We start from the raw sequence: 21,677 nt of genomic DNA, 5'->3' as shown, positions 1-21,677 counted from the left end.
CACGGGCGCGACGACGGCCCCGCCGCCCGTGATGGGCGACGGGGCCGTCGTCGTGCCGCGTGCGCTCCCGAGACACCGTCCGGGAACGCGCGGCGCGGGTCAGTCGTCGTCGACCGGTGCGAGCTGCACGTCGGAGACGGTCAGGGGCGCGGACTCGCCGGCCTCGCCCTGCGTGAGGGACAGGTCCGCGATGTTGCCGGCCGCCTTGAGGTCCGCCAGGCCGCCGCGCAGCTTCTCGAGCCAGTCGGCCGGTCCGGTCACCACGGCGGAGCGCACCTCGGTCCGCTGCTTCACCTTGGCCTCGGACTTCGCCTTGCGGATGCCACCCAGGACCTGCGCCACGGTGGGCAGGACCTCGGCGTCGCCGGCGGAGGCGGCGAAGGACAGGGCCGCCACCTCGTCCGCGGCGCCCGGCCACGCGGCGGTGTGCACGGAGCCGGCGCGCCACCAGCTCCACACCTCCTCGGTGGCGAACGGCTGGAACGGGGCCAGCAGACGCAGCAGGGCGTCCAGGGTGGTGGCCAGCGTGGTCACCACCGAGGCCTGCTCGGCCTCGCCGTGGCCACCGTAGGCACGGTCCTTCACGAGCTCCACGTAGTCGTCCGTGAAGGCCCAGAAGAACTGCTCGGTCACGTTGAGGGCACGCGCGTAGTCGTAGGCCTCGAACGCGCGGGTCGCCTGCTCCACGGTGGCCGCGAGGCGCGTCAGCAGGGAGGCGTCCAGCGGGTTGGTGACGGCCGCGGCGTCGTCGGCCGTACGGATGACGGCGTCCTGCGTGGCGCCCAGGTTCAGCACGAACTTGGCGGCGTTGAGCAGCTTGATGGCCAGGCGGCGGCCGATCTTCATCTGCGCCACCTCGTAGGCGGTGTCCGCGCCGAGGCGGGCCGAGGCGGCCCAGTAGCGGACGGCGTCCGAGCCGAACTGGTCCAGGATGTCGGTCGGGACCACCACGTTGCCCTTGGACTTGGACATCTTCTTGCGGTCCGGGTCGAGGATCCAGCCGGAGAGCGCGGTGTCCGTCCACGGCACGGAGCCGTTGAGGGCGTGGGCGCGCACCACGGTGGAGAACAGCCAGGTGCGGATGATGTCGTGGCCCTGCGGGCGCAGATCGAACGGGAAGACGTTGTTGAAGAACGCCTCGTCACGGGACCAGCGGCCCACGATCTGCGGGGTCAGCGAGGAGGTGGCCCAGGTGTCCAGGACGTCCGGGTCGCCGGTGAAGCCGCCGGGGACGTCGCGCTGGTCCTCGGAGTAGCCCGGGGCGGCCTCGGCGGCCGGGTCCACGGGGAGCTGCTCGTCGGCCGGGAGGATCGGGTTCTCATAGTCGGGCTCACCCTCCGCGTCCAGCGGGTACCAGACCGGGATCGGCACCCCGAAGAAGCGCTGGCGGGAGACGAGCCAGTCACCGTTGAGGCCCTCGACCCAGTTCTCGTAGCGGTGGCGCATGTGCTCCGGGTGCCAGGAGAGCTCGCGGCCGCGCTCGATCAGCTCCGCGCGGCGGTCGGCGTCGCGGCCGCCGTTGCGGATGTACCACTGGCGGGAGGTGACGACCTCGAGCGGCTTGTCGCCCTTCTCGTAGAAGTTCACGGCGTGCATGATCTTCTTCGGCTCTCCGTCCAGCAGGCCGGCCGCGGTGAGGGCGTCCACCACACCCTGCTTGGCGGAGAACACGGTCTTGCCGGCCACGGTGTCCGCATAGGCCTGTCGGCCGGCGTCCGTGGTGATCCACTCGGGGGCGTCGGCGGCGAACCGGCCGTCACGGCCGATCAGGGTGCGGGTGGGCAGCTGCAGCTCGCGCCACCAGGTGACGTCGTTGAGATCGCCGAAGGTGCAGACCATGGCGATGCCGGAGCCCTTGTCCGGCTTGGCCAGCGGGTGCGGGAAGACCTCCACCTCCACGCCGTACAGCGGGGAGGTGACGGTCGTGCCGAACAGGTGCTGGTAGCGCTCGTCGTCCGGGTGGGCGACCAGGCCGGAGCAGGAGGCCAGCAGCTCGGGGCGGGTGGTCTCGATGAAGACCTGCTCGCCGTCCGCAGCGGTGAAGGCGTAGCGGTGGTAGGCGCCGGGGACCTCGCGGTCCTCGAGCTCGGCCTGGGCCACGGCGGTGCGGAAGGTCACGTCCCACATGGTGGGGGCCTCGGCCAGATAGGCGTCGCCCGAGGCGATGCCGGCCAGGAAGGCGCGCTGGGAGACGGCGCGGGAGACGTCGTCGATGGTCCGGTAGGTCATGTCCCAGTCGACGGACAGGCCGAGACGGGTGAAGAGGTCCTCGAAGACCTTCTCGTCCTCGACGGCGAGCTCCTCGCAGAGCTCGATGAAGTTCCTGCGGGAGATCACGTCCCAGTCGCGCTGGTTCTTCGCCGGCTTCTCCGGCGGGCGGTAGCCCTCCACGTACGGCTTGGCGGGGTCGCAGCGGACGCCGTAGTAGTTCTGCACACGGCGCTCGGTGGGCAGGCCGTTGTCGTCCCAGCCCATCGGGTAGAACACGTTCTTGCCGTTCATGCGCTGGTAGCGGGCGAGCACGTCGGTCTGCGTGTAGGAGAAGACGTGGCCCACGTGCAGCGAGCCGGAGGCGGTCGGCGGGGGAGTGTCGATCGAGTAGACCTGTTCGCGGGTGGTCTGCGTGTCGAACGCGTAGGTGCGCTCGTCGGCCCAGCGGGCGGTCAGCTTCTCCTCGAGGCCTTCGAGGGCCGGCTTGTCCGGCACGGCCACGGCGCCGGCGGCGGGGGTGGACGGGGTCGATGCGTCGATGGGCGTGTCTGTGCCCTGCGTGTTCTCAGCCATGCCTGCCATCCTCCCATGACCGGGGCGGCGGGCCGGGCCTGCGACGATGCCCGGGACGTCCCGCCCTTCCAGTCGGTCGACCTGGCGGAGGTGAACGGGGCGGTGCTCCGAACGGCACGGCTCGGCTACGGTCGGAGGCGTGAGCCACACCCATGAACCTGCGAAGAACCCCGCCCGCGCCGCCGTCGTGACGGGGGCCACGAGCGGCATCGGCCGCGCCACGGCCCTCGAGCTCGCCCGCCGCGGCTGGCGCGTGTACGCCGTCGGCCGCCGGGCCGAGCGCCTCGAGACCCTCGCTGCCGACGCCCGGGCCGAGGGCGTGAGCGGCGACGTCGTCCCCGCCGCCCTGGACGTCACGGACGAGGCCGCCGTCGCCGCGCTGGCCTCGCGCGTCGAGGCCGACGGCGGCGCCGACACCCTCGTCAACATCGCCGGCGGAGCGCTCGGCACGGACGCGGTGGGCGTGGGCGACCGCGCCGACTGGGAGTGGATGTACCGCGTCAACGTGCTCGGCACCCTGACGATGTGCCAGGCGTTCCTGCCCATGCTCCGCGCCCACGGCGAGGGCACCGTGCTCAACCTGACCTCGACCGCCGCCGTCACCGCCTACGAGGGCGGCGCCGGCTACAACGCCGCGAAGATGGGCCAGCACGGGCTCACCGGCGCGCTGCGCCTGGAGGAGGCCGAGCACAACGTGCGGGTGATCGAGGTGCTCCCGGGCATGGTCCACACCGAGGAGTTCTCCCGCAACCGCCTGGGCGGCGACCAGTCCGCCGCGGACGCCGTGTATGCGGGCGTGGAGAAGCCGCTCACCGCCGAGGACGTCGCCGAGGTGTGCGTCCACGCCGTCGAGCTGCCCCACCACGTGAACCTGGATCAGATCGTGATGCGGCCGGTCGCCCAGGCCGCCCAGCACAAGGTGATCCGCCGGTGAGCGGCGGGCCGCAGAACGTGTGGGCCGACGCGGTGGGCTCGGCATGAGCGCGCCCGTGCTGCACGTGATCGCCTGCGCCCACGGCACGCACGACGCGGCCGGCCGCGACGTGATCGACGGCCTCCGTGCCGACCTGGCGGCCCTCCTGGCCGCCGAGGGGCCGGGTGCCCAGGTCCACGAGGCCTACGTGGACGTGCAGAGCCCCTCCCTCGACGAGGTCGTGGCGGCCCTGCCCCCGGGGGAGCCGGCCGTGATCGTGCCGCTGCTGCTGTCCCTGGGCCATCACGTCCACCACGACATCCACCACGCCGCAGCCGCCCGACCCGGCACGATCGCCGCCGCACCGCTGGCCGGGGCCGGGGACGACGTCGAGCCGCGCCTGGTGACCGTTCTGGCCGAGCGGGTGGCCCGGGCGGTGCCGGCCGGTGAGGCCGCGACATCGGACGTCATCCTGGCGGCGGCCGGCACCCGCGCCGCGGACGGCCAGGCCCAGGTGCACGCCCTGGCCGGGGCCCTGGCCCGGGCCACGGGACTGCCCGTGACCGCTGCGTTCGGGGCGGCGGCCACCCCCCGTGTGCCCGACGCCGTCTCCCGGGTGCGCGCCGCCGGCCGTCGCGCCGTGGTGGCCGCCCACCTGCTGGCCCCCGGGTACTTCCACGACCGACTCGGCGAGGCCGGCGCGGACGCGGTCACCGACCCCCTGCTGCCGCATCCGCTGGTGGCGCGGATCGCCCTGGACCGGCTGCGGTCCGCCCTCGCCGAGGCCCCGAGGGGAGCCGCCGGAGGCCGCTGAGCCGTTCGTCACACGACCGGGGCCGGGCCGGGCACCGACCGCGGCCCGGCCCCGGGAACGTGACGAACCGCGTCGACGATCTTGGGGGCGGCATGCCGGGTTCCTAGCGTGGCGGCCATGACCCAGGTGAACGAGACGTCGAGGCCGGCGCGCACTCCGCGCCGTCCCTCCGCCAAGCCGCACGGCCAGTGGAAGGTGGACGGGACCGCCCCCCTGAACCACAACGAGGAGTTCAAGCAGCAGGACGACGGCCTGAACGTCCGCGAGCGCATCGAGCAGGTCTACGCCCGGGAGGGCTTCGACTCGATCCCCTCGGACGACCTGCACGGCCGCTTCCGCTGGTGGGGCCTGTACACCCAGCGCCGGCAGGGGATCGACGGCGGCAAGACCGCCACCCTGGAGCCCCACGAACTCGAGGACCGCTACTTCATGCTGCGCGTGCGCATCGACGGCGGCGACCTCACCACCGAGCAGCTGCGCGTGATCGGCGGGATCTCCACCGACTTCGGCCGTGACACCGCGGACATCACGGACCGGCAGAACGTCCAGCTGCACTGGATCCGCGTCGAGGACGTCCCCGAGATCTGGCGGCGCCTGGAGTCCGTGGGCCTGTCCACCACCGAGGCCTGCGGCGACGTGCCGCGCGTGATCCTCGGCTCACCGGTGGCCGGGATCGCCGCGGACGAGATCATCGACCCCACGCCCGTGATCCGGGAGATCGCGGACCGCTGGATCGGCGACCTCGAGGTCTCCAACCTGCCCCGCAAGTTCAAGACCGCCATCACCGGGCACCCCTCCCAGGACGTGGTCCACGAGATCAACGACGTCTCCCTGATCGGTGTCGTGCACCCCGAGCTGGGCCCCGGCTACGACCTGTGGGTCGGCGGCGGCCTGTCCACGAAGGCGCGCCTGGCCGACCGGATCGGCGCCTTCGTCTCGGCCGAGCGCGCCCCCGAGGTGTGGCACGCCGTCGTGAGCATCTTCCGTGACTACGGCTACCGGCGCCTGCGCAACAAGGCCCGCATGAAGTACCTGCTCGAGGACTGGGGGCCGGAGAGGTTCCGCACCGTGCTGGAGGAGGAGTACCTCGGCTACGCCCTGCCCGACGGACCCGCCCCGGCCCCGCCCACCCGCCCCGGCGACCACGTGGGGGTCCACGAGCAGAAGGACGGCCGCTTCTACATCGGTGCCGCCCCCGTCGTCGGCCGCTCCAGCGGCACCACCCTCACCGCCCTCGCGGACCTGCTCGAGGCCCACGGTTCCACCCGGCTGCGGACCACCCCGCACCAGAAGATCGTGGTGCTGGACGTGGAGCGGGACCGGGTGGACGCCGTCGTGGCCGGCTTGAAGGAGCTGGGACTGGACCCGGAGCCGTCCGTGTTCCGCCGCTCCACCATCGCCTGCACGGGCCTGGAGTTCTGCAAGCTCGCCATCGTGGACACGAAGGACACCGCCACCGCCGCGATCGCCCAGCTCGAGGAGCGCCTGGCCGACCTCGCCGACCGCCTCCCCGAGCGGCTGAGCCTGCATGTGAACGGCTGCCCCAACTCCTGCGCCCGCATCCAGACCGCGGACATCGGCCTGAAGGGCCAGCTGCTCCCGGACGACGACGGCGGCCAGACGCCCGGCTTCCAGGTCCACCTGGGCGGCGGCCTGGCCTCCGTGGACCGCGCCGAGGCCGGCCTCGGACGCAGCGTCCGCGGCCTGAAGGTCCGCGCGGACGGGCTGGTCGACTACGTCGAGCGCCTCGTCCGCCGGTACGACGAGCAGCGCGAGCCGGGCGAGACCTTCGCCCGGTGGGCGCACCGAGTCGACGAGGAGGCCCTCCGATGAGCACCATTCCCCCCACCCGTCCGACCGAGGACCTCGAGCGCCTGCAGGCGCTCGCGGAGTCCGGCGCCGCCGAGCTCGGCTGGGACGCCCCCGCCGAGGCGGTGGTCGACTGGGCCGCCCGCCATGTGGACCTCCGCCGGGCCGCCGTCGCCTGCTCCATGGCCGACGCCGTCCTGCCGCACCTGGTGGCGCAGCGGATGCCCGGCGTGGACGTCCTCTTCCTGGAGACCGGCTATCACTTCACCGAGACCCTCGCGACGCGCGACGAGGTGGCCCGCCGCCTCGACGTCACCGTGGTGGACGTGCTGCCGGAGCTGACCGTGGCCGAGCAGGACGAGCGCCACGGCAAGGACCTGTTCGCCCGTGACCCGGGGCTGTGCTGCGCGATGCGCAAGGTCGAGCCCCTCAACCGGGCGCTGGCCGGATACGACCTGTGGTTCACCGGAGTCCGCCGGGACGAGGCGCCGACGCGCACGAACACCCCGCTGGTGGGCTGGGACGAGGCCCACGGCATGGTCAAGGTCAACCCCGTCGCCCCGTGGAGCTTCGACGACCTGGTCGGCTACGCCACGGACCACGACGTGCCCGTGAACCTGCTCCTGCAGAACGGCTACCCGTCGATCGGCTGCCGTCCCTGCACCCGCCCCGTCGCCCCCGGGGAGGACCCCCGAGCCGGGCGGTGGGCCGGGACCGCGAAGACCGAGTGCGGCATCCACGTCTGAGCGCCGCACCCGAGACAGACCAAGGAGACACGATGACCCTCACCCATGCCCCCGACCCGGGGACCGTGAGCCCCGCCGGGCCCGACGTCCAGGACGCCCTGGAGGCCGAGGCGATCCACATCATCCGCGAGGTGGTGGCCGAGTTCGAGCGCCCCGCCATGCTCTTCTCGGGCGGCAAGGACTCGGTGGTGATGCTCCACCTGGCCGCGAAGGCCTTCTGGCCGGGCAGGATCCCCTTCCCGGTGGTCCACGTGGACACCGGCCACAACTTCCCCGAGGTCCTCGAGTTCCGCGACCGCACGGTGGAGCGGCTCGGCCTGCGGCTCGTGGTGGGCTCCGTGCAGGAGTACATCGACCGCGGCGAGCTGCGTGAGCGCGCCGACGGCACCCGCAACACCCTGCAGACCACCCCCCTGCTGGACACGATCCGGACCAACCGGTTCGACGCCGTCTTCGGGGGAGGCCGCCGGGACGAGGACAAGGCGCGGGCCAAGGAGCGGATCATCAGCCTGCGGGACGCGTTCGGCCAGTGGGACCCGCGCAACCAGCGCCCCGAGCTGTGGAACCTCTACAACGGCCGTCACACCCCCGGCCAGCACGTCCGCGCGTTCCCCATCAGCAACTGGACCGAGCTGGACGTGTGGCGGTACATCGCCCGCGAGGGCATCGAGCTGCCCTCCATCTACTACGCGCACGAGCGGGAGGTCTTCCGCCGCGACGGCATGTGGCGCGTCGTGGGGGAGCACTCCCGCCCGGCCGAGGGCGAGGAGGTCACCACGCGGACGGTGCGCTACCGCACGGTGGGCGACATGTCCTGCACCGGCGCCGTCCTCTCGGAGGCCGCCACCGTCGAGGACGTCGTGCTCGAGGTCGCCGCCTCCACCCTGACCGAACGCGGGGCCACCCGCGCCGACGACCGCATCTCCGAGGCGGCCATGGAAGATCGCAAGAAGGACGGGTACTTCTGATGAGCACCGCACTGCTGGACCGGCACGCCCCCGCCGGGACCCTGTTCCGCCTGGCCACGGCCGGCTCGGTCGACGACGGCAAGTCCACCCTCGTGGGCCGCCTCCTGCACGACTCCAAGGCCGTCCTGGCCGACCAGCTCGAGGCCGTGGCCCGCACCTCCGCCGAGCGCGGCTTCGGCGGCGCCGAGGGCGGGCTGGACCTGGCGCTGCTGACCGACGGCCTGCGCGCCGAGCGGGAGCAGGGGATCACGATCGACGTCGCGTACCGGTACTTCGCCACGGACCGGCGCACCTTCGTGCTGGCCGACTGCCCCGGGCACGTGCAGTACACCCGCAACACCGTCACGGGCGCCTCGACGGCCGACGCCGTCGTGCTGCTCGTGGACGCCCGCAAGGGCGTGGTGGAGCAGACCCGGCGCCACCTCAGCGTGGTGGCCCTGCTGCGGGTGCCGCACGTGATCGTCGCCGTCAACAAGATCGATCTCGTGGACTACGCCGAGGAGGTCTTCACCGCGATCGCCGAGGACGTCCGGCGCGTGGCCCGGGAGCTCGGCCTCTCCGACGCGGTGAGCGTCCCGGTGTCCGCCCTGCAGGGCGACAACGTGGTCACCCGCTCCGAGCGGACGGACTGGTACACCGGCCCCACGCTCATGGAGCTGCTCGAGTCCCTGCCCGGGGCGGACGCCGAGGACGACGCCGCGGCCTCCTTCCGCTTCCCGGTGCAGCTCGTGGTGCGCCCCCAGGGCGCCCTGGCCCCCGGCCTCGACCCCGAGGTCTTCCGCGACTACCGCGGCTACGCCGGGCAGGTGGTGGCGGGCACCGTCCGGCCCGGGGACGCCGTCGCCGTCCTCACCCCGGGGCAGCCGGCGCGCACCACCACCGTGGTGGGCGTGGACGCCGCCGGGGAATCCCTCGAGGAGGCCTCCTCCCCGCAGTCGGTGGTCCTGCGCCTGGCCGACGAGGTGGACGTGGCCCGCGGGGACACGATCGCCGCCGCGGACACCGCCCCGCGCCCCACCGCGGAGGTGGCCGCCGCGCTGTGCTGGCTCTCCGCCGCACCGCTGCGCGTCGGGCAGCAGGTCCTCGTCAAGCACGGCACCGCCGTCGTCCGGGCGCTCGTCCAGGAGGTGGCCGGCCGGCTCGACCTCGACACCCTGCGGCTCGACCCGGCCGAGACCCTCGGGCTCAACGACATCGGACAGGTGCGCCTGCACCTGGCCGCGCCGCTGCCCGTGGAGCCCTACGCCGTGCATCGGCGCACCGGGGCGTTTCTCGTGATCGACCCCCACGACGGGGCCACGCTCGCCGCCGGCATGGTGCGCGGCGGCGACGAGGCCTGATCCGGATGACGACGGCGCGACGGGAGCGGTCATGACGGTGGTGATGGAGGACGTGGGCAAGAGCTTCGGCGGGCCCACGCCCGTGCTGGAGGACGTCTCCGTGCGGATCGAGCCGGGCGAGTTCGTCTGCCTGCTCGGCGCGTCCGGATGCGGCAAGTCCACCCTGCTGAACATCATCGCCCGGCTAGAGGCGCCCACCGCGGGCGTCGTCAAGACCCCCCGGGAGGGGGCCGCGTTCATGTTCCAGGACGCCGCCCTCTTCCCGTGGCTCACCGCCCGCGGCAACATCGAGCTCGCCCTCCGCTTCGCCGGTGTGGCCGCGGGGGAGCGTCGGGAGCGTGCCGGGGAGCTGCTGCGCCTCGTCCACCTGGACGACGCCGCCGACCTGCGACCCCACCAGCTCTCCGGCGGCATGCGCCAGCGCGTCGCCCTGGCCCGGGCCCTCGCCCAGGACCGCCCCCTGCTGCTCATGGACGAGCCGTTCGCGGCCTTGGACGCGATCACCCGCGACCTGCTGCATGGGGAGCTCGAGCGCGTGTGGCGGCAGACCGGTCGGACGGTCGTGTTCGTCACCCACAACGTGGCCGAGGCCGTCCGCCTCGGCCAGCGGGTGCTGCTGCTGTCCTCACGTCCGGGTCGCGTCGTCGCCGAATGGGACGTGCCCGCGGCCGCCCGCCACGACGCGCCCGCCGCGGCCGCCCTCACGGCCGCCATCACCGCCCGACTCGGTCAGGAGATCCGTCGCCATGCGCACTGACACCCCCACCCTCGACGCCCCCGGCCGCGCGCCGGGGGCCGCCACCGACGACGAGCTGCGCGAGCTCGACAGCGGCCTCGACGCGCTCCAGGCCGTCGACTCGACCCGTCGGACGGGTCTGGCCGGGTGGGACTGGAGCCGGGTCCTGCTCCCGGTGGCCGCCGTCGTCCTGCTCGTGGCGATCTGGCAGGCCTTCGCGTGGCTGGCCGGTGCGCGCGGTGAGCCGATCACCGGTCCCGGTGACGTCGTCGGGGCCTTCGGGACGCTGTGGGCGCAGGGCCTCGTCCAGCAGGCAGTGGCGACGTCGGTGGGCCGCGCCGTCGTGGGCTTCGCACTCGCCGTGGTCGTCGGCGTCGGGCTGGGCCTCGTGCTCGGACAGGTCGGCGTCCTGCGGCGGGCGTTCGGCCCGCTGCTCACGGCCCTGATGGTGCTGCCCAACGTGGCCTGGGTGCCGCTCGCGGTGCTGTGGTTCGGCCTCAGCGACGCCACCGCGTACTTCGTGATGCTCACCGGCGCCGTCCCCGCCGTGGTCGCCGGCCTCACCACCGGCACGGACCAGGTGCCGCCGCAGCTGCGTCGCGCGGCCCGGGTGCTGGGCGCCTCGCGTCTCGAGACCGCCCTGCTGGTGGTCCTCCCGGCCGCCCTGCCCGCCTTCGTCTCCGGCCTGCGCCAGGGCTGGGCCTTCGCGTGGCGAGGCCTCATGGCCGCCGAGATCATCGCCGTCGGCGGGCCCATGGGCGTGGGACTCGGGACCCTGCTCCACGAGGGACGTGCCGCGTCCGACCTCGCCGTCGTCCTCTGCGCCGTCCTGACCATCCTGGCCGTCGGCGTCCTCGTCGAACTGGCCGCATTCGGCCCCGTCGAGCGGCGCATGCTGCGCCGCCGCGGGCTGCTGGAAGGGAGCACGCGATGACCGCGTCCGATCTGTACCCCACCTCCCTGCGTCTGCTCGGCCGGCCCGTCCTGATCGTGGGCGGCGGGCGCGTGGCCGGCCGCCGCGTGGGTGCCCTCCTCGACGCCGGCGCGCTCGTCACCGTGGTGGCCCCGAAGCCGGGGGAGGAGGTGGAGCGGCTCGCGGCGGCCGGTCTGCTCACCCTGCATCGCCGCCCCTACCGCCCGTCCGACCTCGACGGGGTCTGGTTCGCCCAGACCGCCACCGGTGACCGGGCCGTGGACGGGGCCGTGGCCTCCGACGCCGAGGCCCGCCGCGTCTGGTGTGTCGACGCCTCCGACGCCGAGTCCTCCGCCGCCTGGACGCCCGCCGTCGTCCGGGCCGGGGACGTGACCGTGGCCGTCAACGCCGGGGGAGACCCTCGCCGTGCCCGCGCCCTGAAGGACGCGATCACCCTCGCCCTGTCCACGGGGCGGCTGCCGCTGCGGCGGCGGCGCGCGTCCGCCGAGCCCGGTCGCGTGGCCCTCGTCGGCGGCGGCCCCGGCGACTCCGGGCTCATCACCGTGCGCGGCCGGCAGCTGCTCGCGGAGGCCGACGTGGTGGTCGCCGACCGGCTGGGCCCGCGCGCCCTCCTGGCCGAGCTGGACCCGGCGGTGCCCGTGATCGAGGTCGGCAAGGCCCCCGGGAACCACCTGGCCACGCAGGACGAGATCAACGCCGTCCTGGTCCGGGAGGCCCGGGCCGGCCGCCTCGTCGTCCGGCTCAAGGGCGGCGACCCGTACGTGCTCGGCCGCGGCGGCGAGGAGGCAGCGCACTGCCGCGCCCACGGCGTCGACGTCGAGGTGGTCCCCGGTGTCACGAGCGCCGTCTCGGTGCCCGCCGCCGCGGGGATCCCGGTCACCCATCGCGGCGTCGCCACCGGCTTCACGCTGGTGACCGGCCACGAAGAGCTGTCCGAAGTGCCCACCCGGGCCGACCACACGCTCGTCCTGCTGATGGGCGTGCGTCGGCTCGCGGACACCGCGCGCCGACTGACGGAGCGCGGCCTCGACGGTGCGACGCCCGTGGCGATCATCGAGCGCGGCTGGATGCCGGACCAGCGGGTCACCGTGGGCACGGTGGAGACCATCGCCGCGCAGGCGGCCGCCGTCGGTGTGGAGAACCCCGCCGTGATCGTCGTGGGCGACGTCGTGCGCCTGAGCCCCTACGCCACCGGCGCGCCTGCGGCCGGCATCCCTGCCCCGATCTTGACCCTGAACCCGACCTCCGAAGGAGCACGAGCATGACCCCGACCCCCTCGTCCTCGAGGCCCGATCGCCCGTTGCGCATCGCCATCATCGGTGCCGGACCCGCCGGGGTGTACACGGCGGACATCCTGACCAAGGAGGAACGGGACTTCCGGGTCAGCATCGACCTGTTCGACCGGTACCCGGCCCCGTTCGGCCTCATCCGCTACGGGGTGGCCCCGGACCACCCGCGCATCAAGGGCATCGTCACCGCCCTGCACAAGGTCATGGACCGCGGGGACATCCGTTTCCTCGGGAACGTGGACTACGGCACGGACCTGAGCCTGGCGGATCTGCGTCGGCATTACGACGCGATCGTGTTCTCCACCGGGGCCGTGCGGGACGCGGCCCTGGACGTTCCCGGGGTGGAGTTGGCCGGCTCGTTCGGTGGCGCCGACTTCGCGTCCTGGTATGACGGGCACCCGGATGTGCCGCGGCACTGGCCGTTGGAGGCCACGCAGGTGGCGGTGATCGGCAACGGGAACGTGGCCCTGGATGTGGCCCGGATCCTGTCCAAGCATGCCGAGGACCTGCTGCCCACCGAGATCCCGGACAACGTGTACCGGGACCTGGCCGCCTCCCCGGTCACGGACGTGCACGTGTTCGGTCGGCGCGGGCCGGCGCAGGTGAAGTTCACCCCGCTGGAGCTGCGGGAGCTGGCGCACTCCCGGGATGTGGACATCGTGTTGTACGAGGAGGACTTCGACTTCGATGAGGCCTCGGAGAAGGCGATCGAGGAGAACAACCAGGTCCGCACCATGGTGGGCACGCTGACGAACTGGCTCATGGAGCAGGAGGACCGTCAGCAGAGCGCCTCGCGTCGGCTGCACCTGCATTTCCTCCAGGCCCCCGAGGAGTTCCTGGACGAGGACGGCGACGGCCGGGTGGACGGCCTGCGGATGCGCCGAATGGAGCTGGACGGTTCCGGTGGGGTCCGCCCGACGGACGAGACCGTGGACTACCCGGTGCAGGCGATCTACCGGGCGGTGGGCTACTTCGGTTCGCCCGTGGAGGGGGTGGAGTTCGATGAGGTGCGCGGGGTGATCCCGAACGCGCAGGGCCGGGTGCTCGACGCGGACGGTGCCCCCGTGCCGGGCCTGTACGCCTCGGGGTGGATCAAGCGGGGCCCGGTGGGCCTGATCGGGCACACCAAGGGTGACTCCCTGGAGACGATCAAGCATCTGATCGAGGACGAGCCGGGGCTGTGGACGGCCCAGGAGCCCTCCGAGGAGTCGGTGATCGAGCTGCTCGAGTCCCGTGAGGTGCCGTACACCACGTGGGCCGGCTGGCATGCTCTGGATGACCACGAGAAGTCCTTGGGTGCGCAGGCGACGGAGGCCGGTCCGGTGGCGCGGGAGCGGGTGAAGGTCGTGGACCGGGAGGAGATGACCCGCATCTCCCGGGAGGGTGTCCTCCTCGGCGCCGAAGGCTGAGTCCTCCCGTCGGGTGGACCCGCGGCGGGGCGCGGGCCACCCCTCGCCCGCGCCGCGGCCCGCTCCCTACCGTGGTGCCCATGACCACCTTCGCCGCAGCCGAACGTGCCCGCCTCGCTGACCTCCTGCTCGAGAAGGGCCCCGACGCGCCCACCCTGTGCGGCGGCTGGAGCACCCGCGACCTCGCCGCCCACCTCTGGCTGCGGGAGAGCCGGCCCGACGCCTTCGCCGCCCTGTTCATCCCGCCGCTGTCCCGCCACCTCGACCGCCTGACCGCGGACACCAAGCGCCGCGACTACGCCGAGGTCGTGCGGGAGTGGGCCGCGGGCCCGTCGGCGCTGAACCCCATGCGGGCGGCGGATAGGCACGTGAACGCGGCCGAGCACTTCATCCACCTCGAGGACGTCCGGCGCGGCGAGTCCGCGGCCAGCGGCTCGCTGCCCGCCCCGCGCTCGTTCTCCCCGGACGAGGAGGACGCCCTCTACCGCTCGCTGCGCCGCATGGCCCCGCTGTTCCTGCGTAAGTCCGCGGCGCCGGTGGTCCTCCAGGGCCCGGGTCGCGCCCCGGTCACCGTCACCCGTGGGGCCGTGGCGCTGCGGGCGCCCGTCACGGTGACCGGCGAGGTCGGGGAGCTCCTCCTCTGGGCCTCGGGCCGGGACGCCGTGCACGTGGAGATCGACGGCGACGCGTCGGCGGCCGTGCGCACCGCCCTCTGACGCGCTCCGGCCCCGCGGCCACGGGCCGGCGCAGCGTCCACTACACTGGCGGGCATAGGCGTCGACCCGGCCATCACCGGCGAGCCTCCGGAAGAACGGGCCGCACGGCCCCAGTAGAACCGGACGGGTAAGCCCGTCACAGCAGTCATCAAGCGGCCGGCACCCCGGGGACCTCCCGACGCCGGCAAGCAAGGTGGTACCGCGTCCGCGGCCGGCCGGAGGGTCGGGCCCTCGGGCGTCCTTGCACGGAACCGACGCCCCGGACGCAAAGGACCCCCGTGTACCCCCTCGCCTCCTCCGCCCCTGACGGCCGCACCCCCGCCTCCCCGCGCTTCCCGGAGATCGAGCGCCGCATCCTGGCGTACTGGGACGAGGACGGCACCTTCCAGGCCTCGATCGACCAGCGTCCCACCCGGAACGAGGACGGCTCGCAGAACGAGTTCGTCTTCTACGACGGCCCGCCCTTCGCCAACGGCCTGCCGCACTACGGCCACCTGCTCACCGGGTACGTCAAGGACCTCGTGGCCCGCTACCAGACGCAGCAGGGCCGCCGCGTGGAGCGCCGCTTCGGCTGGGACACCCACGGCCTGCCCGCCGAGCTCGAGGCGATGAAGCAGCTGGGCATGACGGACAAGTCCGAGATCGAGGCCATGGGCATCGACACGTTCAACGACGCCTGCCGCTCCTCGGTCCTGAAGTACACGGACCAGTGGCAGGACTACGTGACCCGCCAGGCCCGCTGGGTCGACTTCGAGAACGACTACAAGACCCTCACCCCGGACTTCATGGAGTCCGTGATCTGGGCCTTCTCCGAGCTGCACCGCAAGGGCCTGACCTACCGCGGCTTCCGCGTCCTGCCCTACTGCTGGAACGACGAGACCCCGCTGTCCAACCACGAGCTGCGCATGGACGACGACGTCTACAAGATGCGCCAGGACCCCTCGGTCACCGTCACGTTCCCGATCACCGGCCTCCCGGCGGACCCCGCCCTCGTGCCCGACGGCGGCGCCGACGCGGCGCTCGCCGCGCACCTGGCCGGCGTCCACGTCCTGGCCTGGACCACCACGCCCTGGACGCTGCCGACCAACGCGGCCCTCGCCGTCGGCCCCCAGATCCAGTACGCCGTGGTGCCGGCCGGCCCCGAGGGCGCGACCGCGGACGGGGACCGCTTCCTCCTGGCCGTGGACCTGGTGGGCGCCCACGCCAGGGAGCTCGGCTACGCCGATGCCGACGCCGCCCGCGCCGCGGTCACCGAGACGATCCCCGGCGCCCGCCTCGGCGGCCTGGCCTACGCGCCGCTGTTCACGGACGTGTTCGACGCCCACCGCGGGGAGACCTTCACCGTCAACGGCCGTGACCTCGGCGTCGAGGGCGCCCACCGCATCCTCGTGGACGACTACGTCTCCACCGAGGACGGCACCGGCGTGGTCCACCAGGCGCCGGCCTACGGTGAGGACGATCAGCGCGTGTGCGAGGCCAACGGCATCCCCGTGCTGCTCTCCGTGGACTCCGGTGCCCGGTTCCTGCCGCTGTTCGCCCGCGAGGACGTCGGGCGCGGCGACCTGCGCGAGATCGCCGGCGTGCAGGTCTTCGAGGCCAACCGCACGATCATCCGCGCCCTGCGCGCCCTGGGCCGCGTGGCCCGCGAAGCCTCCTACGAGCACTCCTACCCGCACTGCTGGCGGTGCCGCACGCCCCTGATCTACCGCGCGGTGACGTCCTGGTACGTCAAGGTCACCCAGATCAAGGAGCGCATGCTCGAGCTGAACGAGGAGATCACCTGGATCCCCGGCAACGTGAAGCACGGGCAGTTCGGCACGTGGGTCGCCAACGCGCGCGACTGGTCCATCTCCCGCAACCGGTACTGGGGCTCGCCCATCCCGGTGTGGGAGTCCGACCACCCCGACTTCCCCCGCCAGGAGGTCTACGGCTCGCTCGCGGAGATCGAGGAGGCCTTCGGCCGCCTGCCGCGCAACGCCCAGGGCGAGGTGGACCTGCACCGCCCGTGGGTGGACGACCTCACCCGCCCCCACCCGGACCCCGAGGCCGCCGCGGCCGGTGCGGTCATGCGCCGGGTCGAGGACGTGCTGGACGTCTGGTTCGACTCCGGCTCCATGCCGTACGCCCAGGTGCACTACCCGTTCGAGCGCGCGGACTGGTTCCCCACGCACAACCCGGCGGACTTCATCGTGGAGTACATCGGCCAGACGCGCGGCTGGTTCTACACCATGCACATCCTGGCGACCGCCCTGTTCGACCGGCCGGCCTTCTCCCACGTGATCTCGCACGGCATCGTGCTCGGCTCGGACGGACAGAAGATGTCCAAGTCGCTGCGCAACTACCCAGACGTCACGGAGGTCCTGGACCGCGACGGCGCGGACGCCATGCGCTGGTTCCTCATGGCCAGCCCCATCCTGCGCGGCGGCAACCTGATCGTCACGGAGGAGGGCATCCGCGAGGGCGTCCGCCAGGTGCTGCTGCCGGCGTGGAACGCCTACCACTTCTTCACCCTGTACGCGAACACCGCGCACGACGGCGGCGCCCGCCCCGACGGGTACCGCGCGCAGGAGCGGCACACCGCCGAGGACCCCCTGGACCAGTACATCCTGGCCGCCACGGGCCGCATGCTGCGGGAGGTCAAGACCAGCCTGGACGCCTACGAGGTCTCGGACGCCACGGACGCGCTGCGCGGCTTCATGGACACCCTGACCAACTGGTACATCCGCCGGTCCCGTGAGCGGTTCTTCGACGAGGACACCGTCGCCTTCGACGTCCTCTACACCGTCCTGGAGGCCTTCGCCCGGGCCGCCGCACCGCTGATGCCGCTGATCGCCGAGGAGATCTGGCGCGGTCTCACGGGCGGCCGCTCGGTCCACCTGACCGACTACCCGGACGCCGACCTGTTCCCGCACGGGCCCGAGGCGGACTCCCTCGTGGCCCGGATGGACGCGGTGCGCCGCATCAGCTCGGCCGGCTCGGCCCTGCGCAAGGGGGCCGGGCGCCGGGTGCGCCTGCCGCTGCCCCGCCTGTCCGTCGTCGTCCCGGACGCGGCGGGCCTCGAGGGCACCTACGCCCGCATCGTGGCGGACGAGCTGAACCTCAAGGACGTCGAGCTCACCGAGCTCTCGGAGGAGGCGATCGCCCGCTACGGCATCGGCACGGAGCTGAAGCTGAACTTCCGCGAGCTCGGCAAGGCGTTCGGCAGGCAGGTGCCGCTCGTGAAGCAGGCGGTCGACGCCGGCGCGTACGAGGAGACGGCCGAGGGCCTGGCGGTCACGCTCGCCGACGGCGAGACCGTGACCCTGGCCCCCGCGCTCTACGAGCTGCGCACCGTCTCCACCGGTGCCCCCGAGGGGACCGCGGTGGGCGTGCTGCCCGGCACCGCCGGCTTCCTCGTGCTGGACACCGAGGTCTCCGCGGAGCTGGCCGCCGAGGGCACCGCCCGGGACGTGGTCCGCGCCGTGCAGGCGGCCCGCAAGGACGCCGGCCTGGACGTCTCCGACCGCGTGCGCACGCGGATCGAAGGCCCCACCGCCGTCGTGGCGGCGCTCGAGGCCCACCGCGGTCTCGTCGCGGAGGAGACCCTCACGGTGGACCTGGAGCTCGTGGACTCCGGCGCGGCCGACCCGCGCAAGGACCCGGCCGACGACGCCATGAAGACCGTGGCCGTCTCCGTCGCGAAGGCAGACGCGTGATGCGCGGGGACGTCCCGGGCACGGTCGAGGAGGTCTACCGGGACCTGCTCGCCCGCGCCCCGGAGAACAAGATGCAGCCGCGGCTCGAGCCGATGCGGCGCGTGCTCGCGCTGCTCGGCGACCCGCAGCACGCGGCCCCGGTGATCCACCTGACCGGCACCAACGGCAAGACGTCCACGGCGCGGATGGTCGAGGCCGTCCTGCGCGCGTACGGGCTGCGCACCGGGCGCTACACCTCGCCGCACCTGCAGCGCGTCACGGAGCGGATCAGCATCGACGGCGCCCCGGTGGCCGACGAGACCTTCGTGCGCGTGTGGGGGGAGATCCTCCCGATCGTGCAGACCGTGGACGCGGAGCTCGAAGCCGCGGGCGAGGTCCCGCTGACGTACTTCGAGGCGGTCACCACGCTGGGCTTCGCGGTGTTCGCGGACGAACCCGTCGAGGTCGTCGTCCTCGAGGTGGGCCTCGGGGGCGTGACGGACGCGACCAACGTCGCGGACGCCGTCGTCTCCGTGGTCACCCCCATCTCCCTGGACCACACGGACCTGCTGGGGGAGACCGAGGCCGAGATCGCCGAGGAGAAGGCCGGCATCATCAAGCCCGGCGGCGCCCTCGTCTCCGCCGCCCAGGAGCGCGACGCCGCCCAGGTGCTGCTCGAGGCGGCCCGAGCGGCCGACGTGCCGTTCCGCTTCGAGGGCGTCGAGTTCGGCGTGCTCGAGCGCTCCCTGGCCGTGGGCGGCCAGCAGGTGTCCGTGCGTGGCCTCGCGGCCGAGTACCGGGACCTGTTCCTGCCGCTGCTCGGGGAGCACCAGGCGCAGAACCTCGCGGTGGCCGTGGCGGCCCTGGAGATGTTCCTGGGCGGCGGCGAGCGACCGCTGGACGAGGAGCTGCTGCGCGAGGGGCTGTCCCAGGTCACCTCGCCCGGCCGGCTCGAGGTGCTGCGCACCGCCCCCACGCTCATCGTGGACGCCGCCCACAACCCGGACGGCGTGCGGGCCACGGCCCGCGCGGTGCAGGAGGCGTTCGGCTTCACCCGCCTCTCGCTGGTCGTCGGGATCCTCCAGGAGAAGGACGCGCCGGGCATGCTCGCGGCGCTCTACCGGGCGTTCGGCGACGACGTGGAGGACCTCGCGGTGACGCAGTCCTCCTCGGCCCGCGCCATCCCGGCCGGGGAGCTGGCCCGCATGGCCGTCGACGCCGGCTGGCCCGAGGATGACGTGTACGCCACCGAGTCCGTGCCGGACGCCCTGGAGTGGGCGGTCGGCCGCGCGGAGGCCCTGGAGACGAGTGCGGATGAACTGGCCTCTGGCACCGGCGGCGGCGTGCTCGTGCTCGGCTCGATCACCCTGGCCGCGGAGGTCCGCACCCTCGTGGGCGAGCCCCGCCACGCCGGCCCCGTCACCGTGGCCGCCCGCGGCCTCGACCCCGCCGACCTGCTCGACGCCGTCGGGCTGGCGGACGCCGACGAGGACGATCTGGATCCGGAGATCCTCGAGCTGCTCGAGGACCGCGACGACGCCGGCGCCCGCCGCCGGCCGGAGGAGGACCGATGACCCCCGACCAGCCGGAGACCGGAGGCGCCACGGAGCAGGGGCGCTTCGGCGACGAGTCCTGGCGCCCCGCGCGTGAGACGCGAGCCCAGCGGCAGTGGCGCCCCGGCACTCGTCGGCGCCGCCGCTCCGTGCGCGCCCTGTTCACCTCCACGATCCTCATGCTCGAGGCGGTGCTCATCTTCTTCCTCGGGCTCATGCTGTTCGGCATGCACCGGGACGAGCCGGGCGCCTGGTGGTTCGTGGCGGGCTACTCCGCGCTGGCCGTCGTCGCGGTGTTGACCTGCGCCCTGGTGCGCAGGCCCGTCGGCATCGCGATCGGCTGGGCGATCCAGGCCGTCCTGCTGGCCTCCGGCTTCTGGGAGTACTCGATGTTCGTGGTGGGGGCCCTCTTCGCGCTGACGTGGGCGTACGCCGTGATCAAGGGCGGGGCCATGGACGTCGAGAACGCCCAGCGCGACCGCCTCGAGGCCGCCTGGGAGGCCGAGCACGGACGCTGAGACCCGGGCCCCACTAGGGTGGGGCGGGAACCGGACCGCGCTCGCGGCCGTCCGACGACGCTAGGAGCACACCCCATGACGCACCAGACCGAAGAGACCCTCGTCCTCATCAAGCCGGACGGGGTGGCCCGCAACCTGGTCGGCGAGATCCTCGCGCGCATCGAGCGCAAGGGCTACGTGATCGCCGATCTGAAGATGCTCACGCCCACCCGTGCCATGCTGGAGCGCCACTACGAGGAGCACCAGGGCAAGCCGTTCTTCGAGCCGCTGGTCGCGTTCATGGCCTCCGGCCCCGTGGTGGCCGCGCGCGTCACGGGCGATTCGGTGATCGAGGGGTTCCGCTCGCTGGCCGGCAAGACCGACCCCACCGTGGCCGCCCCGGGCACCATCCGCGGCGACCTGGGCCGGGACTGGGGCGAGGCCGTCCAGAAGAACCTCGTCCACGGTTCGGACTCGACCCTTTCGGCCGAGCGCGAGCTCGCGATCTGGTTCGGCTGAGCCCGTTCCGGGCCCGCACGACGGCGGCCGGTCACCCTGGTGGGGTGACCGGCCGCCGTCGTCGTGCCCGGTGGGGGAGCGCGGGCTCAGTCGATCCCGATGACCCCGAGGCCCAGTTCCAGCAGGATCGAGGCGAACACCAGGACGTAGAGGAGCACGATCACGGGCCAGGCCAGCTCCCGGGCGAGGCGGACGAGACCGGCCGGGGCCGGCAGCGTGCCGGTCTGCAGGTTCCGGGACGTCACGAGCACGAGCTGGGCGATGACCATGGCCCACACGATCATGCAGTAGAGGCAGAGCGTGCCGATGCTGTAGACGGCCGAGTACCAGAGCCACACGCAGAACGCGAAGCCCGCCAGGATCCCCGCGTTCATCAGCAGCCAGTACCAGCGGGCGAAGCGGGCGCCGGCGAGCAGGGACATCCCCACGGTGATGAGCACGGAGAACGCGACCACGCCGATGTACGTGTTCGGGAAGCCGAAGGTGTGGGCCTGCCACGACTGCATCACCTGGCCGCAGGACACCCACGGGTTGAGGTCGCAGGACGTGCGGTGCGTCGGGTCCGCGGTGAGGAGGGCGCGCTCGACGATGATGATGATGGTGGCCGTCAGCGCCACGAGCGAGGTGATCAGGAGCAGCGCCGCCGTGCCCGCGGGCCGGGCGTACCAGGTGAGCCGGGCCTCCTCGGCGGGGATGTCGTCGGCGGGGGAGAGGCGGATGTCGTCCGTCAGCGGGGTCGCAGGCATGGACACGATTCTAGGCGCGTGCCCGGGGCGGATGTGAGAGAATCGGCCCTGGCCGTCCCGTGGCCACACCGCGGGGCAGCCCGCTGCGCGCCCGACGTCGGGCCGCCGCCGAGGCGCCCCCGCGTCGAGCATCGTGCGGGAGGTGGACGCCGGGCTTCGCCCGTGCGCGTCCGTGCGCCGGCCGGCGGACGGCACGTGACGCCCAGGCCCCGATCTCGAGGGCGCAGCGG

17 protein-coding genes and 1 pseudogene are annotated in these 21,677 nt (G+C 73.3%); 15 read left to right on the top strand and 3 right to left on the bottom strand.

Annotation, left to right across the window (positions count from 1 at the left end):
* Positions 1-99: 99 nt before the first annotated feature.
* Positions 100-2,784, bottom strand: a complete 2,685-nt coding sequence (valS, locus tag SJ20_RS04590) for a valine--tRNA ligase (RefSeq protein WP_044659095.1) — start codon at positions 2,782-2,784, stop codon at positions 100-102.
* A gap of 139 nt (positions 2,785-2,923) precedes the next feature.
* On the opposite strand from valS, the gene SJ20_RS04585 reads away from it, so the two are divergent.
* The 13 genes from SJ20_RS04585 (at position 2,924) to SJ20_RS04525 (ending at position 19,706) form a co-directional block, all read left to right on the top strand.
* A complete protein-coding gene (locus SJ20_RS04585) occupies positions 2,924-3,718 on the top strand; it encodes an SDR family oxidoreductase (protein WP_044659094.1) in 795 nt (264 codons plus the stop codon).
* A gap of 43 nt (positions 3,719-3,761) precedes the next feature.
* Positions 3,762-4,511: a sirohydrochlorin chelatase gene (locus SJ20_RS04580; RefSeq protein WP_044659093.1), complete on the top strand. Its 750-nt coding sequence runs from the start codon at positions 3,762-3,764 to the stop codon at positions 4,509-4,511.
* A gap of 117 nt (positions 4,512-4,628) precedes the next feature.
* Complete coding sequence (locus tag SJ20_RS04575) at positions 4,629-6,344, top strand: nitrite/sulfite reductase (protein ID WP_044659109.1); 1,716 nt, start codon at positions 4,629-4,631, stop codon at positions 6,342-6,344.
* On the top strand, positions 6,341-7,066 hold the full coding sequence (locus SJ20_RS04570; protein ID WP_044659092.1) for a phosphoadenylyl-sulfate reductase: 726 nt from the start codon (positions 6,341-6,343) through the stop codon (positions 7,064-7,066). The genes SJ20_RS04575 and SJ20_RS04570 overlap by 4 nt, the downstream gene beginning before the upstream one ends.
* A 32-nt stretch (positions 7,067-7,098) precedes the next feature.
* A complete protein-coding gene (cysD, locus tag SJ20_RS04565) occupies positions 7,099-8,034 on the top strand; it encodes a sulfate adenylyltransferase subunit CysD (RefSeq protein WP_044659091.1) in 936 nt (311 codons plus the stop codon).
* Positions 8,034-9,374 (top strand): sulfate adenylyltransferase subunit 1, encoded by a 1,341-nt coding sequence (locus SJ20_RS04560; protein ID WP_036316896.1) that lies wholly within the window; start codon positions 8,034-8,036, stop codon positions 9,372-9,374. The genes cysD and SJ20_RS04560 overlap by 1 nt, the downstream gene beginning before the upstream one ends.
* Positions 9,375-9,405: 31 nt before the next feature.
* On the top strand, positions 9,406-10,131 hold the full coding sequence (locus SJ20_RS04555) for an ABC transporter ATP-binding protein (protein WP_010078844.1): 726 nt from the start codon (positions 9,406-9,408) through the stop codon (positions 10,129-10,131).
* Positions 10,121-11,044: an ABC transporter permease gene (locus SJ20_RS04550; protein WP_044659090.1), complete on the top strand. Its 924-nt coding sequence runs from the start codon at positions 10,121-10,123 to the stop codon at positions 11,042-11,044. The genes SJ20_RS04555 and SJ20_RS04550 overlap by 11 nt, the downstream gene beginning before the upstream one ends.
* Positions 11,041-12,309 (top strand): uroporphyrinogen-III C-methyltransferase, encoded by a 1,269-nt coding sequence (gene cobA, locus SJ20_RS04545; RefSeq protein ID WP_044659089.1) that lies wholly within the window; start codon positions 11,041-11,043, stop codon positions 12,307-12,309. The genes SJ20_RS04550 and cobA overlap by 4 nt, the downstream gene beginning before the upstream one ends.
* On the top strand, positions 12,306-13,742 hold the full coding sequence (locus SJ20_RS04540; RefSeq protein WP_044659088.1) for an FAD-dependent oxidoreductase: 1,437 nt from the start codon (positions 12,306-12,308) through the stop codon (positions 13,740-13,742). Before cobA ends, SJ20_RS04540 begins: the two co-directional genes overlap by 4 nt.
* 80 nt (positions 13,743-13,822) lie before the next feature.
* Entirely contained in the window at positions 13,823-14,458 is a 636-nt protein-coding gene (locus SJ20_RS04535) for a TIGR03085 family metal-binding protein (RefSeq protein WP_044659087.1), read from the top strand.
* 278 nt (positions 14,459-14,736) lie between these two features.
* A complete protein-coding gene (gene ileS / locus SJ20_RS04530) occupies positions 14,737-18,153 on the top strand; it encodes an isoleucine--tRNA ligase (RefSeq protein WP_044659086.1) in 3,417 nt (1,138 codons plus the stop codon).
* Positions 18,153-19,706 carry a folylpolyglutamate synthase/dihydrofolate synthase family protein gene (locus SJ20_RS04525; RefSeq protein WP_044659085.1) on the top strand — a complete coding sequence of 518 codons (1,554 nt, stop codon included), beginning with the start codon at positions 18,153-18,155 and terminating at the stop codon, positions 19,704-19,706. The genes ileS and SJ20_RS04525 overlap by 1 nt, the downstream gene beginning before the upstream one ends.
* 115 nt (positions 19,707-19,821) lie before the next feature.
* On the opposite strand, the pseudogene SJ20_RS12335 reads toward SJ20_RS04525, so the two are convergent.
* A pseudogene (locus SJ20_RS12335) lies at positions 19,822-19,866 on the bottom strand (hypothetical protein); the annotation flags it as partial.
* On the opposite strand from SJ20_RS12335, the gene SJ20_RS04520 reads away from it, so the two are divergent.
* Positions 19,859-20,203, top strand: coding sequence for a DUF4233 domain-containing protein (locus SJ20_RS04520; RefSeq protein ID WP_354403124.1), 345 nt, complete (start codon positions 19,859-19,861; stop codon positions 20,201-20,203). The pseudogene SJ20_RS12335 and the gene SJ20_RS04520 overlap by 8 nt on opposite strands.
* Positions 20,204-20,278: 75 nt before the next feature.
* Positions 20,279-20,701, top strand: coding sequence for a nucleoside-diphosphate kinase (gene ndk, locus SJ20_RS04515; protein ID WP_044659083.1), 423 nt, complete (start codon positions 20,279-20,281; stop codon positions 20,699-20,701).
* Positions 20,702-20,787: 86 nt separating this feature from the next.
* Here ndk and SJ20_RS04510 read toward each other — a convergent pair whose 3' ends face one another.
* The gene (locus tag SJ20_RS04510; RefSeq protein ID WP_044659082.1) at positions 20,788-21,447 is read right to left on the bottom strand and encodes a vitamin K epoxide reductase family protein; all 660 of its coding nucleotides are present in this window, start codon (positions 21,445-21,447) and stop codon (positions 20,788-20,790) included.
* Positions 21,448-21,677 lie beyond the last annotated feature (230 nt).

The organism is Micrococcus sp. MS-ASIII-49, assembly GCF_000946635.1.
Taxonomy (GTDB): domain Bacteria; phylum Actinomycetota; class Actinomycetes; order Actinomycetales; family Micrococcaceae; genus Micrococcus; species Micrococcus luteus.
The sequence above is the reverse complement of the archived record's forward strand: the minus strand, read 5'-3'. Positions and strand labels throughout refer to the sequence as shown.